This window comes from Metabacillus arenae (assembly GCF_014773385.1).
Taxonomy (GTDB): Bacteria; Bacillota; Bacilli; order Bacillales; family Bacillaceae; genus Metabacillus_D; species Metabacillus_D arenae.
The window spans coordinates 70,978-87,298 of record NZ_JACXAI010000022.1 but is presented as its reverse complement, the minus strand read 5'-3'; the positions used below and the strand labels follow the sequence as shown (position 1 = coordinate 87,298).

The window sequence follows — 16,321 nt, the reverse complement described above, 5'->3', positions numbered from 1 at the left end:
CAAAGGAATTACCAAATATCTTCACCATAATGTTATCCTACTTTTTCTGCTGTCTACTTTGCAGTCTATGACAAGAACCCTGTCACTAGGCTTAATTCATCGAGTTGTTGCATGCAAGCTTTCTTAATTTACAAGGTCATTCTACGTCGATCACGCGACACATAAGGCGAATTTTTTTGTTGGTTAGCCATTCCCCTCCCCTCCTATGATTAGAGATTCAGGGGGGAGATCGCCTTCTCCTTTAAAAATGGGTACCCAATTCCAAGGGATTGGGTACCCTGTTATAACCCTTGCTTGTTCATCAAATCTTTGAATCAAAGCTTGATTAAACTGTTCTTGTTTTTAATTATGTTCTAATAAAGATTTGATCATTTCCTCTTGGCATTTAATTTTTTTTATATCAGATTGTACATTCGGTTCTTCAAGTTCTAATTCTTCTCTATTCAACCATTGTTGAACCATCTTATTCTTTTTAAAGTTTACCATCATAATAATAACAAATGCTGTTAAGGATAGTGTTAGACTTAGAATTCTCTTCATACTATTAGCCCATAAGCAGCATCTCCAGAAAGGAATTTCCCCTACCACTCCATTGCCCCCTTAAACAAGGAAACAAAGATTTATTCCTATATATTCCAACAAAAAACACCTAAAAGGTGACTCTCTTCATCTTGCATTCTTTACCCGATCAACATACTACTTAGCTTGTACTAATCCCAGATTTGTTTTTTCTCTAACAAACTTTATAATCTCTGTATCTGTTTTACGCTCATTAATCAAATTATTTATCTTGTTGTCTAGAGACACATTCTTTTGATCTGATAGATTCTTAAACTGTTGTCTTTCCAACTTTTTGACCTAACCATGCAAAACAAATATATACATTACTAAACCGATAGTAATTAACAATGATGTTATCTCAAATGTCATATCTCATCAGTACCTCCCTAGATTCTCAAGATCTATTTATTTGAGAAAAATATAAGTATTAAAGACCACAATCCTCTTTGACCTTCTTAAATCCTGATAATTCTGCTATTAAGAGACCTAAGGCCCCTACTATATCTCGCGATTAGCTTTTTTGAACCCTAGGGTTTTTATTTCTACAAAAAAAGGAGTATTAAATCTTTGCGATTCAACACTCCATTTGCTTTGATATTGGCCGAGCAGCCTCGTTCTTTATAATGCCTGCTTTTCATGAACCTTCATTTTTTCTTCAGTTTCTATATTTTTCTTCTGTGGAGAAAGGCGCAATTCTCCTTGAAGGCCTTTATACGTTGAATAACACATAATAAGCATTAACACCGCCAATGGTACGGCTGCTGCCACGAGTGAGGATTGCAAGCCTGACAGTCCTCCAGTCATAATCAGAACAACCGAGATCGCGGCAATAACAATTCCCCAAATGATTTTCGTCGGATGAGAAGGAAGCGGATTGCCATTTTCACTAATCATACCTAATACAAAAACAGCTGAGTTTGCAGAAGTAATAAAGAAAACGAGCACAAGTACCATCGCTAAAATACTTAAGAATGCAGACATCGGGAAATATTCAAAAAACTTAAACAAAGCAGATGTCACATCGGTTGAAACAGCGGTGGCAAGCGCCGTTTCCCCCATATTTTGAATGATATGAATGGCTGAACCACCCATTACAGCAAACCAGAGGAAAGAGCCAAGCACAGGGATAAATACGGCCCCCATCATAAATTCTTTAATCGTTCTGCCTTTTGATATTCTGGCTACGAAACTGCCGACAAGCGGAGCCCAGGCAATCCACCAGCCAAAATAAAACAACGTCCAGCTGGCAATCCAGGAACCATCGCTATAAGGCTCTGTCCTGAACGACATACTAACAAAGTTTTGAGCATAATCGCCCACTCCCTGAAAAAAGATCTTAAAAATCGTTTGTGTCGGTCCGAGAAAAAGAACAAAGCCCAATAAAGCAAAAGCGAGCAGCATGTTAAGGTTGGATAAATGTTTCATGGCTCCTTGCAGCCCTGAAACAGTAGAAGCTACATATATGAATGTTACCACAATGATAATAATCGCTTGGGTGTTCATATTCACTGGCAAACCCCAAAGAAAATTCATCCCACTATTGACTTGCAACGTTCCAAAGCCGAGTGACGTTGCAATTCCAATGACAATGGAGAGAATAACAATAACATCGATAGCCTTGCCGATAGGACCTCTGATTTTGTCCCCTATTAATGGATAAAAAACTGAACTCAATGAAGATGGGAGCTTTTTTCTAAACTGAAAGAATGCTAAGGAAACTCCTACAAGCGCATAACAAGCCCAAGCAGACACCCCCCAGTGCAGATAGACGAATTGCATGGCGAGCTTCGCTGATTCTTCTGAGGATGCTTTGCCAAATGGAGGATCAATATAATAGGATACAGGTTCTGCCACGCCCCAAAACACAAGGCTGATCCCGATAGATGAACTAAAAAGCATGCCAATCCACGTGGCTGTTTTATATTCAGGACGATCGGAATCGTCACCTAAACGGATATGCCCAAATTTCGATAGTCCCATATACATGCAGAATGCAAAGAAAATAAAGACGCTTCCGAGAATAAACCAGCCTAAATTATTATAAATAAAATGAAGCGATGAATTAGAAAAGGTTTCTAATTGTTTCGGCATAAATACTCCAATGCTTATTATGCCTAAGCTAATCGCTAATGATGTGTAAAAGACAGCTTTCTTGCTATTCACCCAATCACTCCTTATAAAATAGTTTCAAGCATGTTAAGAAATAACAGAAATACATGTAAGCGATTTCTTTTTTCTGAAGCAATATAGAAAGAAAATAACCTCAAGATAAGACCTTGAATCTAATACGAAATGACATACATTAAAACGGATATCGTATGAAGAAAGTGTTCTTCACACGATACTTATCAAATTCGTTATTTCACCGATACATCTTTAGATGAAATGATTGACGTAATAATATCCGTCACCCTGTTTCCCACTTCGAAAGTAGACGCTGTTCCATTCATATCGGGCGTCACAACTTGATCTTCTAGTAAAAGTTGCTCGATTGCCTCAAGAACAACTTTTCCATGCTCTTCATATCCGAAAAAGTCGAGCATTTGGCTAGCGGACCAAATCGATGCAAGCGGGTTGCCGATCCCTTTGCCTGCAATGTCAGGAGCTGATCCATGAATCGGCTCAAACATCGAAGGGAAGTTTCTTTCGGGATTAATATTCGCACCGGCAGCGAGGCCGATTCCACCAGCGATCGCCGCGCCCAGATCCGTTAAAATATCGCCGAACAAGTTCGATGTCACAACGACTTCAAAGCGTTTCGGATCTTTAATCATCAGCATCGCCGCAGCGTCGACGAGATAAGAAGCCGTTTCGACTTCAGGGTATTCTGCGCTCACTTCTTCAAATACTTGGTCCCAGAACACCATCGAGTAATTAAGGGCATTTGCTTTAGAAATGCTGGTCAGCGATCTGCCTTCTTTTTTCGCTGTTTCAAACGCATACCGAATGATGCGCTCCGTACCTTTACGGGAAAAAACGCCGTTTTGCAAAACGACCTCGTGTTCCTGACCTTTAAACAGCCATTCACCTGCGCCTGAATATTCGCCCTCACTGTTCTCGCGTATGAACAGCATATCAATATCCTCTCGTTTCACATCCACAAGCGGCAAGTGTGCACCTTTTAACAGCTTCACAGGACGAATATTAACATACTGGTCAAAGCTTTTGCGGATCTTTAATAATAAATCCCACAGTGAAATATGGTCAGGGACGCCGGGAAACCCGACTGCCCCTAAATAAATTGCGTCAAATTCTTTCAACTGCTCCATTCCATCATCATCCATCATCTTTCCGTTTTTTGTGTAAAATTCGCATCCCCATGGAAAGTAAGTGAAATCAAATTGAAAGCCAGAATCAAGTTCAGCCACTTTATTTAATACTTTAATCCCTTCATCAATAACCTCTGGACCAATGCCGTCGCCGGCGATAACTGCTACTTTAAAGTGTTTCACAATAATCTCCCTCGTTTTTTAGCTTTGGTTCCAAACGACCAATTTCATTTCAGTCATTTCTTCCACAGCGTATTTTATTCCTTCACGACCTGTCCCACTTTCTTTCACACCGCCGTAAGGCATTTGGTCGACACGATAGGTTGGCACATCGTTTATGATCACACCGCCCACATGCAATTCCTTTGAAGCGTACAAAGCATGTTTAACATTATTTGTGTAAATTCCGGCCTGTAATCCGAAGCGAGAGTTATTCACTTGCTCAATCGCTTCTTCAACTGAACTCACTTTATTCACGACGACAACTGGAGCAAATGCTTCCTGACAGGATACTTTTAAGAAATGATCCGCACCTGTAATAATTGTCGGCTCAAGAATGCCTTCCTGCAATTTGCCGCCTGCAGTGATCGTTGCTTTGCCTTCTTTCGTCTCTTCAATCCAGCCAAGTACACGTTCAGCTTCCCCTTTAGAAATTAAAGCGGAAATATATGTGTCGTGATTAAGAGGATCACCGATTTTCAGCTGCTTCGCCGCTTCGGTGAACTTTGTAACAAATTCTTCATACACTTCTTCATGTGCATACACGCGCTGAAGAGAAATACATACTTGCCCCTGGTTGGAGAAAGCACCCATGATGCAGCGGTCAATAATTTGATCGATGTCAATATCTTTGTCAATAATTAATGCCGAATTCGAACCGAGTTCAAGCGTCGTCTTTTTCAAGCCCGCCTTGTTGCGAATACCGATGCCGACACTCGGGCTGCCCGTGAATGTTACCATGCTTACGCGATCGTCTTCCACAATCGCTTCCCCGACCGTGCCGCCAGGACCAGTTACTACATTTAATGCACCTGCAGGAAGACCAGCTTCTTCAAAAATTTCCGCGATAAAGAGAGCAGACAGCGGAGTTTGTGACGCCGGCTTCAAGACAATTGTATTACCTGCTGCAATAGCTGGTCCGACTTTATGAGCGACAAGATTCATAGGGAAGTTAAACGGCGTAATCGCTCCAATAACCCCAATCGGCTCTCTTAACGTGTAACCGATTCGGCCGACGCCGCCTTCAGCTGCATCAAAAGGAATCGTTTCACCATGTATTCTTTTTGCTTCTTCGGCCGAAAACTTATACGTTTCAATCGTTCTTGCCACTTCTGCTTTTGCGAACATGATCGGCTTAGCGGATTCACGAGTGATAATTTCTGCTGCTTCGTCCGCTTTTTCTTTTAATAGCGCCCCAACCTTTTCCAAAATTTTTGCCCGCTCATACGCCGGCATTTTCGCCATTATTTCGCGTGCGTTGAAGGCAGCATCAATTGCCTGTACAGTCAGCTCTTTATCCGCCATCGCAATTTTAGCGATTTCTTCCCCGGAATAAGGAGAGTAAAGCGGGTCATATTTTGCTGTTTTTACTTTTTCTCCATTGATCATCAAAAACTGCTTCGTCGATTTTACTTCATTCACTAATTTACTCATTTAGGGCCTCCAATACCATTTCATGAAATTGTACGATCGCTTTTTCTGAAGATGAATATCTTCCTTTGTTAAATGCACGGGAGCGGAAACCGATTTGTTCTAACTCGACAAGTTCCACATCTTCCAGGCGTACTTGTTCAGCAAAAGTAACTAAGTCTTTTTCTTCCTGAGTCAAATTCTCATCACGGAAATAATAAGTGTAAACAATTAAAGTTGTTTCATGATCAATCGGCACCAATTGAATTGTCGCCATATTGCCGGGACCCGGATAAATGGTCAACATTAAGTTTGGCCACAGCCAGAAGAAAGACCCGCCTTGCATTTCTGCTTGATTTAAATCGACCGTCCCATAATTTTTATCTGGTTTAACAATTGATCCTTGAAGCGAATAATTTTCACATGTAATGATTTGATAATCATCCATGTCAAGTGCTGCAACAAAGCCTGGATGTGCTACATGGCAGTGGTCACACTCTAAATAATTGTCAATAAACGCTTTCCAGTTTGCTTTAATCACCCTTGATGTTTGGTTTGTTCTTTTTAACTCACTTAAAAACGAATATTTGCTCAAGCGGTCGAAGAAATCGCCGTAGGATTCTCTAAGCGGCTTTGCATGATCATCCAAGTTTACAAAGATTAAAGATTCCAAGATTTCCATGCGGACTGAGCGTAAACAAGCATCTTGTACACAAGCTGCATCTTCGCCGCTAAAGTTCGGCGCTTTGTTTAATTTTCCATCCAATTTGAACGTCCAGCCATGGTAGCTGCATTGTAAAATTTTCTTCTTGCCTGACTCATTTTTTTCAAGCTTTGTCGCACGATGCGGACAGACGTTATAAAAAGCGCGAATGACTTCATCCTGGCCGCGAGTCACAATAATCGGCTCGCCCGCAACTTCAGTCGTGAAGAAGGCACCTACTTTTTCCAATTGACTGACATGTCCCACTAGCTGCCAAGATTTAGAGAATACTAGATCCATTTCTTTTTCAAGTACTTTCGGATCTGTGTATTTGTCATATGTCAACGTTCTTTCAAATATCCGATTTGTTGCATTCTCTACTTTGTTATAAGTCATCATTCATTCTCCCCTTTAAAAAAATGATAATTGAGCAATTGCTGAAAGGCTAAAATTTTTTTTGGTAAACATCCTTATAATTATCCGGCTGCTCATTGAGTCATCCGGGTTGAACGGATTTGCATGTAAAAGGTTCAGCAGCCATTTTAATGGATCCTGTTGGACAACCGTCCATTGCATCCTCCAAATCCTCTTCCAGTTCGTCAGGGACTTCTATTATGCCTTTGTTGTCATCAAGGATGCCAAAAGCAATTCCTTCGTCATTGTAATCAAAAACTTCTGGCGCCGTTGCTCCACATGCCCCGCAAGCGATGCATGTTTCCTGGTCAACTATTGTAAATTTAGCCATGTGGATTCCTCCTGCGAATCATTAATATATGGAAACGCACAGGTCGACGAGCCTGTAAAGGCGAAGGCCTGGCATTCTTGGACCTGAGTTCATTCTTAATACATAAAATGGGTACTACAATGAAACACTTCGTTGCTGCCAATTTATCTTAATGTGTAAATTAAACGGCTGAGCCGCTTTTTTCTTTCTCTTCCATAATGCTTGTGCTGTGTAAAGGCTGAACTTTTGCACTCGGATCGATATATACTTTCGCATTGCTCACAGCTGTCGGTGCTTCGCCAAAACCGCTTGCAATTAGCTTCACTTTGCCTTCGTACGTGCAAATATCTCCTGCTGCGTATATACCCTCGATGTTCGTTTCCATTCTAGAGTCGACTTTGATGGAATTACTTTCGATTTCAAGACCCCAATCTTTAATTGGGCCGAGCGATGAAACAAATCCGTAATTGACAAGGACATCATCAACTTCAATTTCGATCGGTTCTCCGCTTTTCGCTTCTGTCACAATCACTTTTTCTATTTTTTCATCGCCGACCAATTGTGAAGGCACGTACGGCGTTAAAATTTCCACTTTTGACTGTTTCAACTGCTCAACACTATGCTCATGGGCTCGAAATTTGTCTCTTCGATGAATGATTGTCACTTTTTCAGCTATCGGTTCAAGCATGAGTGCCCAGTCAACCGCTGAATCACCACCGCCAAACACGACTACTTTTTTTCCGGTGAATTGATTTAAATCCTGTACGAAATAATGAAGGTTGACTTTTTCAAATTTGTCTTCTCCTTCAATTTTCATTTTTCGTGATTGGAATGCCCCGTTCCCAGCCGTGATAATAACCGCTTTCGTATAATGAGTTTCTTCGTTCGTTGTGATCGCAAATCTCCCGTCAGCTGTCCGAACGATGCTTTCCACCGATTGCTCGAGGCAAATTGTTGATTCAAACTGACTCATTTGTTCGATTAATTGATCAATGAGATCCTGTGCCCGTACTTTTGGGAATCCTGCAATATCATAAATAAATTTTTCTGGGTACAAAGCAGACAACTGTCCTCCGAGTTGAGGAAGACTTTCGATAATTTTCACCGACGCCTGGCGCATCCCAGCATAAAAAGCGGTAAACAGGCCAACTGGCCCTCCCCCGATTATAGTAATGTCAAATACCCTATCCCGTTTTTCCAAATTCATTCCTCCCTTGCTGTCTTTATTCCTAAAATCCAAATTTGCTAATGTTTCAAATAGTTCAGCAATTAACGACAGCTTTCTTTCTGCCTGTCAATTCTATATATGCAATTAGCGTGCCAATTTTTAAAAACAGCGTTAATATTGAATGTATGTCATTTTTTTGTGAAAACGCTGCCAATTTGAATTATAATTAACTCAATATGATAAAACATTAGTCAAAATTAACTCATTACCTTTTGAAATGAGAGGATGATTTTGTGAAAAGTCCAGATGCAACAGGAAATGTTGAGATGACGCTGCAAACTCTTTTAAAAATTCTCAATTATTCATCAGATGAAATTTTCGTCCTCGACGGCGAAAAGCGGATTCTTTACGTTAACCAGACATGTGAGCGCCATTATGGACTGAAGCCGACTGATGTCATTGGCAAATACAATGTCGAATTATTTGAAAAAGGTTACTGGAAACCGTCCATTGTGCCGGAAGTATATAAAAGAAAAAAGCCTTGCTACTTGAAGCAGCAAACTTATATTGGGGCTGAATTACTGACGTCAGCCATTCCAATCTTAAATGATGCGGGGGAAATCGAACTCGTCGTCATTACATCGACCCAATCACAAACATTTAAAATGATAAAAGCAAAAGAAACGGGAGATGAGTTAAAAACCACTCATGTTGAAGGTGAAACAGAGCAATTCATTACGAACAGCGGCAAAATCAACCGAATCTTAACCTTTTGCGAAAAAGTGGCACCAACTGATTCTACTATTTTAATTCAGGGAGAATCGGGAACAGGAAAGGGCGTGCTCGCCCACTACATCCACAGGATCAGCAAGCGGAAAAGCGGCCCGTTCTTGACGATTAACTGCGCAGCCATTCCAGAAGAGCTGCTTGAATCGGAGCTATTTGGTTATTCTAAAGGCGCATTTACCGGCGCAAGCAAATCAGGAAAAACAGGCTTGCTCGAAGCGGCAAATGGAGGCACCGTTTTTCTTGATGAAATCGGGGAAATGCCTCTTGCTTTACAAGCAAAGCTTTTACAAGTTATCCAGGATAAACAATTCATTCCCGTCGGCGGCAACGAAATGAAAAAAGTTGACATCCGCATCGTCGCCGCAACGAATCAAAACTTAATCGAAATGGTCAATGACAAAAGATTCAGGGAAGATTTATTTTACAGGCTGAATGTGATCGATATACACTTGCCGCCTCTACGTGAACGCAAAGAAGATATCATACCGCTCACGTACAATTTTTTAAATAAATTTAATCAAAAATACCATGAAAACAAAGTCATCTCGGAAGAATGCCTAAACATATTAATCTATTATTCATGGCCGGGCAATGTACGCCAGCTCGAAAATTTAATTGAACGGTTAGTCGTTATTAGCGACTCTATCATCAGCGTGGGCGATTTGCCGGATTTGATCACTGACAACGTTAAACAAATCACCCAACTCGCTCTCCCCACTTCACTTGATAAAGCGCTTGACGAAACAAAACGGATCTTAATTAGAAGATCTTACGAAACATACAAATCGTCCAGGAAGGTTGCAAAAGACCTCGACATCAGCCAGACGAAAGCCTCGAAACTGATCAGAGAATATTGCGAGGATTTGTTGAATGAAAGAAAATCTTGATCAGCAAAGAGCAAGACGCTAGTCCTTCGTCGACATGCACTCGGGCGAGCTGACCCTGGAGACTGCTCTTTAACCTCTGTGACAGATTCGCTAGGGACATCGAACAGATGGCGCTTTAGCTAGACACAAAAACTAATAAAAAGGACGGGGCAGTCCGAAAAGGGCAAATTCATAAAAAATTGAAAATAAAATGTTAATATATCAGAATTCTGAAACATGTAAAGGGGCTTCCAATAGCCGAATAATCGACTTATGGACAGCCCCGCCCGATTGTTCTTTTCTAAAAATCCCCAAAAGCTGAATAAAGACCCTCAAAGAAAAAGGAGGATAAAATGCAAACCAGTTTAACCTTTTCGCTAAGATAAAAAAATATGTCTCAGGAAGACAACAACGAAAATCCTGCTGTTTTCTCTACTCACATATTCTTTTTTAAAAAAGCTATTTGATCACTCGTTATCTTATCTCGAATACCTTCTCTATAAAAATCAAAATGGGCAACAGGATAGCTTTTTGTCTCACAATTAACCAGCTTAGCCACTAATTCTTTTGTAGTATCAGATGTAGTTTCTAAATCATGTTCTCCATAACATATTAAGACTGGAGCTTTAATGTTCGGTGCAGCATCACTTGGTTTATACTTCATCATCTCAAATAACGCTCGGGGGGCAATCTCATTCTTCCAGTTTTTGCTCGCCATAGCTTCGATTGTCTTATGAGCTTCAGAGCTGCTCATGACAGCTAACTCACCGATGTTACCAACCGCACGAATATAATAAGGATCTTTATGATATTTCTTTCTTATCAAATCCCTTATCATTGCCGCTAGTATTTTTATCGTAGTAATCGTTGATCGACCCTCTACTTTTCTAGGAAATCCGTTAAATGGAATCTGTGCTACAACTGCAGCAATCCTTGGATCTTGGGAAGCAGCCGAAATAACATGCCCCCCTCCTAGCAATGAACCCCATAATGCTATTCTTTCAGAATCCAAACCTTCATATTCTCGAGCATACTTAATAGCAGCATGGAAATCTTCAATCTGCCCCTGGATATCTACAACCTGCCTGGGAACGCCTTCACTTTCGCCAAAGCTTCTATAATCAAATGTCAGTACTAAAAATCTTCTGTGTTTGCAAGGATTGAAGAGGTATCTTGTGTACCACTAAAACCAACACCCTTAATAATGCATGGCAGTTTTCATTTTTTTCTGCAGGTAAATACAAGTGACCGACACACTTCACGCCATTAGATAAAAATGTTATGGTTTTGTTGATTTTTGTTTGGGGCATTTACTTCCCTCCACATATTTATTTCATAGGTATCATAGACCTGAAAACGAATTTGGCGGGCTGCTCCCATTTGTTGAATAACGGATTTTAGCCAAAATACTTAAACTAAGGCCATAATAGGTTTTGTGTCCATTTTTCTCCATCGTAGTTAAATTTTAGTCTAATATGCTTTCGTTCTTCATTCCCTTGCCAAAACTCAACCTCTTTGGCAACGACTCTGTACAATGTCCAAGAATTGGATACTGAAGCTGGATTTTCCTTTAACCTATTGAGCTGCTCAATTAAAGCTATGTCAAAATCACTTCTTTTTTCTAGGATAGAGCTTTGTTTGTCTAGTAGAGCAATTGCTCGTGCTACGATCCCTCTATTCAAAAAATCGTTAGTACTCCGTTCTTTCCCCATACCCATGACTTTTCCACGTACTCTCACTTGTCTTCCAATTAATGACCAATAAAAGGTTAAAGCTACATTTGGATTAACCTCTAATTGTTTTCCTTTCTTGCTTTTTGAACTTGATGCAAAATACCAGCCATTTTCGTCTATATCCTTTAAAATGAGAATACGTGCGTCAGGAAAGCCATAAGGATCTGTTGTGGAAAGAGTCATCGATTGAGGTTCGTGTTCTCCATTAGCAATTGCTGCTTGAAACCATTCTAAAAATAGTTCATGAGGGTATTCAAATCTTTTGTATGGGTTAAACGGTGGAAAAGGACCAACAAGGGTTTTGCGCTCTCCAATTAATTTGCTTGTGTCTTCCATATAGCCTCTCCAACTTTCTATTTAAATTGCCATTGAGCTAATTCAACAAACGTTTGTTTAAGAGTTGAAAAAATTCAATTCCTGCATGATCTTTTGCGGAATAAAAGAAAAGTGAAAGATTTTATTTAGCAGGTTTCCATTTATTATCACACAGCACTACTGATGTCTCGATTTGTCTTTCAGGTACGTTCCAATATTGATGCAGCAACTTTACCTTTTCTTCCTCAGGAACTACTTGAAAGCCATTCTTCATGTAAAAGTTAATTGCCCATTCAGCTGATTCCCACGTTCCAATCAGAATTGGTTTATTCGTCAAATGCATCAAATGAGACAGAAGCTTGGTCCCTATGCCGCTTTTCCGCTGGTTCGTTCTAACATAAGCGTGTCTGATTAAAGATACTTCCCCTTTATCCTGTATACCCATGACTCCGAGCAATTCATTGTTTTCATCAAATCCCCAAAATATAACTCCATCGTTCATTTCAAGTTTTAATTCTTCTAAAGACATGTACGGTTCATGATACCTATCCTGAGGAATAACTCCTTTATATGCCCGCGCAGCATCGTTGATAATCTGGTTGATTACCTCTGTATCCAGTTTATCGCACAATCTGATCATGATATAAAACTCCCCCTTCTCTTAAATAACAAAAGTTACTTCAAGCTTAATTGGTTTAAATCCCTACATTGTTTTCAGCAGTCAATTTGCCAATTGTTCCACCAGTATAGACCACTTTGTTTCCTCTAAATGCTAGCTGCTCCGAGAAACTATTCAATCTTTGCTTCCGAAAAAACTCTTCTTAGAATTACATCAACTGTCTCTTCTGGTGATAAGTTTGATGAATCAATCCACATACCTATCTTTGGGGTTTCTGTTTGCAAGACATTTTCAAGAGAAGGGATATCTATGGCACCATACCCTTTTTTCTGACGAGATGCTTCCCTAGCAGCGACAATTTCAGGACGAGGTGTTAAGACAATTACAAATAGGGGACGATTTTGAATATATTCAACCATTTCCTGCAGCATTGGTCCAATAATTACATCTTGTAAAACTACATTGAACCCTGATTGATAATACTCATCAGATACTTTAGCCGAAAGTTTATAACGCAGTCTTAATTGCTCTAACGCTTCAAGTGAAGGGGTGCCTGACATTTCGACTCTACCATTTACGATCATTTTTCTAAACACATCTCCACGAACATGGACACTTTTTTCCAAACGTTCTGATAGGAGTTGGGCAATTGTAGATTTACCTGCTGCCATTATCCCAGTGATTAAAAATATGCCCCTCTCATTTTTACTATTACTAGCAATCTGATTATTGTTTGTCATTCATTTATCTCCTATAATTGCAGTTTGCTATTAATTTTTAATTCTAGGAGGTTGATTCCTCTGCCTTTACCAGCATGCTCACCTGATACTAAGGATTTCTTGGCAGTTTTCCATGTGTGTTCATCAACTAACTTTTCAGATGATGAACAGGGGCTAGAGTCATAACTCTACCCCCGCAATTTAAAATCCTTAATAAATACTAACTGCATCAGATGGAAGACTTTGAACATGTTTTAAGTACTTTTTAACCCTTTCTGCTTCCTCATAACGATATTCAAAATTAAGCTTTTCAGACACATAGATTGCAGTTTGTTCAAAAATATCTGTCATACCAAAGAGTGCATTCCAACTATTCTCATAATCTCCGCTAGGGTATGTCATTAAAATCTTTCCCCACAATGGTTTATCTACATAGCGATCTAAATATTTTCCGTTTTTTCCAATAGATAGAGAAAAATTAGTATCTATTCCGACTTTCCATTCGACCATTTTTATTAGCATTGACCTAACCAAATTCAAATGATCATAAGCATAAAGAATTTCCCGCCTCCATAACCCCTTTGCTACATAAGTAGAAACCCACCAAAATTCATTGCAGCAATCTGCAAAGAATTCTGCAGAAGGTCTTTTTACCCAATATTCCTTGTCAGTAGGAGGCGGTATTAAAGGCAAGCTATTATCTTTATCCATTAAAATGACGGTTAGCCCATCCTCTTTGCAATATTCATCCTTTTCTTCAATCGGAGCAAGAATTAAATCAATTCTATTTCCATCTGTAAATAACATGAGATAAGAAAACCTTCCTCCCAGTTCAGCCGGGAACATCGCCATGTTTTCTGGCGTTTGCAGGATTATTCTATCTCCAAAAACATGAATCCAATTAGGGTCACTTATAAACGATTGCATATCATTGACAAGGTAAACGATATCATAATCTCTAAATGGATCTTTTGGAACATTGGGATTTACTCTTGAACCATTCATGCCAACAGCCCGAATCCTTTTATCTCTCATAGCTACATCTAAAACTAGATCCAATATTTCCTGCTCAGAACGCATTTTTCTACCTCCTATTTATTTTTATTTTGCGATAAAAATACTCATTACTTATTTAGGAGGTCCTCTAATAAAAATGGCTAAAAGTTATGTAAAATGCTCTAAAAACGTCACTGGAAATTACCTCCAGACCTTTTTCTTTATAATATGAAAATGAATCAAAAATTACAAGAATTTCTTATTGAATTATTTGGGTACCGTTTTTTAACGAAGATCGTTGCCTTACCTACTGTTGATCTATTAAAAAAACTCTCTTGTTATGAGCGGCCCAAAAAAGATCGAATTCTCGCCCTGCCCTGTTGGCTGCCATCAAGTTGAGTCTAATTCATAAAAAAAGCATAAAAAATCTACTCTATATGTAGACGTCTGTATGCTCCGGGAGCTACACCGTATTTCTTTTTAAATACCTTGTGAAAATAAGAATAAGTACCGAATCCACAGGTTTCGGCAATATGTTCGAGCGTCATCGTGGTGTAGTTCATCCGTTCGATTGCAACGGATAGCCGAATTTGCTGTGCGTATTCCATCATGGTTTTTCCAACACTTTTTTTAAAAAGGTGACTGGCTCGCGAGATGCTGAGGCCGGCATGCAAGGCAACCTCCTCAATCTTAAATACTTTCGTAGCATGTTCTTCAATGTATCGCATCATTCTCGTCACCGCATACGGGTGACTGAAGGAGAAGGTCGTTTCGTTGACGGCTCGCTCAAGAGATAAGCAGAGTGAGCGCAGCAAATAGTCAGTAAGCTCGGTATTTTCCTTGGACGATGGCCGGCGTTTTTCGATAATGATATGACGCCATAAGGCGAGCAGCTTTTCATCAAGGTCGATACGGGAGACAGCTGGCTTGGCTGAACGGCTCCACCATTCGTCAATCCAATCACCTTCGCAGCCTAAATAATAGTCACCGCTTTTTTGGTTCTCCCTGACCAGCAGTTCATAGTGGTCCCCTGGTTGAATCAACAGAAGATTTCCTTTCTCGAGCTCCATCTTTCTTCCTTTCACTACTACTTCACAGACCCCTTCTGTTTGGAGGCGGAAAAGATACCCCGGGAACCCAGATTTATGTTGGGAATGAAATCGTTGTGTGTGATATGAATAACTGCATAAAAAAATGTTCGTGCTCATGAGATCCCCCTGTTTTCGCAAAATAGCAAAATAGTAGATGTTTTAATTATATCGTTTATGTTCATTTGAAGGTATATCATATATGATGGAATCAAATCAGTAATATGAATGAAATTTGTAATTGTACTCGTGATAAAGAAACTGCATTCAACTAGAACTGATAAGTTGGTATCTATTTTTTTGTTAATCTGAGTAAGCGTTTTCAAATGAATGATATTAAATAAAAGAAATGGGGATGTAAGATGACAACAATTCCAGTAGCTTTACAAATGTATACGTTGCGTGAAGAAAGCCAGCAAGATTTTGCAGGTACATTGAAAAAAGTGGCAGAGCTTGGCTTCGATGGCGTTGAATTTGCGGGGTATGGCGGTTTATCAGCGCAAGAAGTGAGAGTGTTACTTGATGACCTTGGGTTAAAAGCCGCATCCAGCCATGTGCCGCTTGAACAATTAGAAAACAATTTGACGCAGGTTATTGAAGATCAGAAAATATTAGGGAGTAATTATGTGGTCTGTCCTTATTTAATGCCAGATCGCCGCAGTGAAAAAGATTACCAAGCGCTTATTTCTATATTAGATCAAGCAGGTGAAGCGTGCCGACGTGAAGGCATTACCCTTTGTTATCATAATCACGATTTTGAACTGGATCGCCTGGCTGACGGCAGAAAGGCTCTTGAATCCATTTTTGATGATACGAATGCAGACAATGTGAAAGCAGAGCTGGATATATACTGGCTGACAAAAGCAGGAGAGCATCCAGTCGAGTGGATCAACCGTTATCAAACTAGAACACCGCTCGTTCATTTGAAGGATATGACAACGGATGGAGAGCAATTTTTTGCGGAGCTTGGCACAGGCGGCGTTGATATTGAAGCCGTACTGAATATTGGAGAAGCAGCCGGTGTTCAGTGGTGGGTGGTCGAGCAGGATATGAGCCGTCGTACACCGTTCGAAAGTATTGAAATCAGTATCAACTACTTAAAAACAAAACTGCCGCATCTTGCAAATAAATAAAAGGGGCGT

General features: G+C 39.9%; 16 protein-coding genes. 2 read left to right on the top strand and 14 right to left on the bottom strand.

Translation table 11 applies throughout. From position 1 onward, the window contains the following. Positions 1-342: 342 nt before the first annotated feature. The 7 genes from IC621_RS16610 to IC621_RS16580 all read right to left on the bottom strand — a co-directional run bounded on the left by IC621_RS16610 (position 343) and on the right by IC621_RS16580 (position 8,087). Positions 343-588 carry a hypothetical protein gene (locus tag IC621_RS16610; protein ID WP_191159453.1) on the bottom strand — a complete coding sequence of 82 codons (246 nt, stop codon included), beginning with the start codon at positions 586-588 and terminating at the stop codon, positions 343-345. 591 nt (positions 589-1,179) lie between these two features. Continuing rightward, positions 1,180-2,724: a BCCT family transporter gene (locus IC621_RS16605; RefSeq protein WP_191159451.1), complete on the bottom strand. Its 1,545-nt coding sequence runs from the start codon at positions 2,722-2,724 to the stop codon at positions 1,180-1,182. Between the two features lie 194 nt (positions 2,725-2,918). After that, complete coding sequence (locus tag IC621_RS16600; RefSeq protein ID WP_318153067.1) at positions 2,919-4,013, bottom strand: tartrate dehydrogenase; 1,095 nt, start codon at positions 4,011-4,013, stop codon at positions 2,919-2,921. 18 nt (positions 4,014-4,031) lie between these two features. Then, on the bottom strand, positions 4,032-5,483 hold the full coding sequence (locus IC621_RS16595) for an aldehyde dehydrogenase family protein (RefSeq protein ID WP_191159449.1): 1,452 nt from the start codon (positions 5,481-5,483) through the stop codon (positions 4,032-4,034). Next, positions 5,476-6,558: an aromatic ring-hydroxylating oxygenase subunit alpha gene (locus IC621_RS16590; protein ID WP_191159502.1), complete on the bottom strand. Its 1,083-nt coding sequence runs from the start codon at positions 6,556-6,558 to the stop codon at positions 5,476-5,478. The genes IC621_RS16595 and IC621_RS16590 overlap by 8 nt, the downstream gene beginning before the upstream one ends. Positions 6,559-6,658: 100 nt before the next feature. Beyond that, positions 6,659-6,907, bottom strand: a complete 249-nt coding sequence (locus IC621_RS16585; protein WP_191159447.1) for a ferredoxin — start codon at positions 6,905-6,907, stop codon at positions 6,659-6,661. Between the two features lie 160 nt (positions 6,908-7,067). Continuing rightward, positions 7,068-8,087: an NAD(P)/FAD-dependent oxidoreductase gene (locus tag IC621_RS16580; protein ID WP_191159445.1), complete on the bottom strand. Its 1,020-nt coding sequence runs from the start codon at positions 8,085-8,087 to the stop codon at positions 7,068-7,070. A gap of 260 nt (positions 8,088-8,347) precedes the next feature. Between IC621_RS16580 and IC621_RS16575 the strand changes: the two genes are divergently transcribed. Continuing rightward, the gene (locus IC621_RS16575; RefSeq protein ID WP_318153066.1) at positions 8,348-9,730 is read left to right on the top strand and encodes a sigma-54 interaction domain-containing protein; all 1,383 of its coding nucleotides are present in this window, start codon (positions 8,348-8,350) and stop codon (positions 9,728-9,730) included. 415 nt (positions 9,731-10,145) lie between these two features. Here IC621_RS16575 and IC621_RS16570 read toward each other — a convergent pair whose 3' ends face one another. From IC621_RS16570 to IC621_RS16540, 7 genes are all read right to left on the bottom strand, one after another. Beyond that, the gene (locus IC621_RS16570; protein WP_191159498.1) at positions 10,146-10,841 is read right to left on the bottom strand and encodes an alpha/beta hydrolase; all 696 of its coding nucleotides are present in this window, start codon (positions 10,839-10,841) and stop codon (positions 10,146-10,148) included. Further along, positions 10,831-11,019, bottom strand: coding sequence for a hypothetical protein (locus tag IC621_RS16565; protein ID WP_191159443.1), 189 nt, complete (start codon positions 11,017-11,019; stop codon positions 10,831-10,833). The genes IC621_RS16570 and IC621_RS16565 overlap by 11 nt, the downstream gene beginning before the upstream one ends. Positions 11,020-11,124: 105 nt before the next feature. Then, a complete protein-coding gene (locus IC621_RS16560; RefSeq protein WP_191159442.1) occupies positions 11,125-11,778 on the bottom strand; it encodes a pyridoxine/pyridoxamine 5'-phosphate oxidase in 654 nt (217 codons plus the stop codon). A 121-nt stretch (positions 11,779-11,899) separates the two neighbouring features. Next, positions 11,900-12,397, bottom strand: a complete 498-nt coding sequence (locus IC621_RS16555; protein ID WP_191159440.1) for a GNAT family N-acetyltransferase — start codon at positions 12,395-12,397, stop codon at positions 11,900-11,902. A 149-nt stretch (positions 12,398-12,546) separates the two neighbouring features. Next, entirely contained in the window at positions 12,547-13,116 is a 570-nt protein-coding gene (locus IC621_RS16550; RefSeq protein ID WP_191159438.1) for an AAA family ATPase, read from the bottom strand. 189 nt (positions 13,117-13,305) lie between these two features. Next, positions 13,306-14,175 carry an aminoglycoside 6-adenylyltransferase gene (locus IC621_RS16545; RefSeq protein ID WP_191159436.1) on the bottom strand — a complete coding sequence of 290 codons (870 nt, stop codon included), beginning with the start codon at positions 14,173-14,175 and terminating at the stop codon, positions 13,306-13,308. Between the two features lie 344 nt (positions 14,176-14,519). Continuing rightward, the gene (locus IC621_RS16540) at positions 14,520-15,299 is read right to left on the bottom strand and encodes a helix-turn-helix domain-containing protein (RefSeq protein ID WP_191159434.1); all 780 of its coding nucleotides are present in this window, start codon (positions 15,297-15,299) and stop codon (positions 14,520-14,522) included. 242 nt (positions 15,300-15,541) lie between these two features. On the opposite strand from IC621_RS16540, the gene IC621_RS16535 reads away from it, so the two are divergent. Further along, positions 15,542-16,312, top strand: coding sequence for a sugar phosphate isomerase/epimerase family protein (locus tag IC621_RS16535; RefSeq protein WP_191159432.1), 771 nt, complete (start codon positions 15,542-15,544; stop codon positions 16,310-16,312). The last annotated feature ends 9 nt before the right edge of the window (positions 16,313-16,321 follow it).

Bases quoted from the DNA above. Each gene is read 5' to 3' on its own strand.
- IC621_RS16595 (WP_191159449.1), bottom strand. From the start codon at position 5,483: ATGAGTAAATTAGTGAATGAAGTAAAATCGACGAAGCAGTTTTTGATG.
- IC621_RS16590 (WP_191159502.1), bottom strand. From the start codon at position 6,558: ATGACTTATAACAAAGTAGAGAATGCAACAAATCGGATATTTGAAAGA.
- IC621_RS16585 (WP_191159447.1), bottom strand. From the start codon at position 6,907: ATGGCTAAATTTACAATAGTTGACCAGGAAACATGCATCGCTTGCGGG.
- IC621_RS16565 (WP_191159443.1), bottom strand. From the start codon at position 11,019: ATGCCCCAAACAAAAATCAACAAAACCATAACATTTTTATCTAATGGC.
- IC621_RS16560 (WP_191159442.1), bottom strand. From the start codon at position 11,778: ATGGAAGACACAAGCAAATTAATTGGAGAGCGCAAAACCCTTGTTGGT.
- IC621_RS16555 (WP_191159440.1), bottom strand. From the start codon at position 12,397: ATGATCAGATTGTGCGATAAACTGGATACAGAGGTAATCAACCAGATT.
- IC621_RS16550 (WP_191159438.1), bottom strand. From the start codon at position 13,116: ATGACAAACAATAATCAGATTGCTAGTAATAGTAAAAATGAGAGGGGC.
- IC621_RS16545 (WP_191159436.1), bottom strand. From the start codon at position 14,175: ATGCGTTCTGAGCAGGAAATATTGGATCTAGTTTTAGATGTAGCTATG.
- IC621_RS16540 (WP_191159434.1), bottom strand. From the start codon at position 15,299: ATGAGCACGAACATTTTTTTATGCAGTTATTCATATCACACACAACGA.
- IC621_RS16535 (WP_191159432.1), top strand. From the start codon at position 15,542: ATGACAACAATTCCAGTAGCTTTACAAATGTATACGTTGCGTGAAGAA.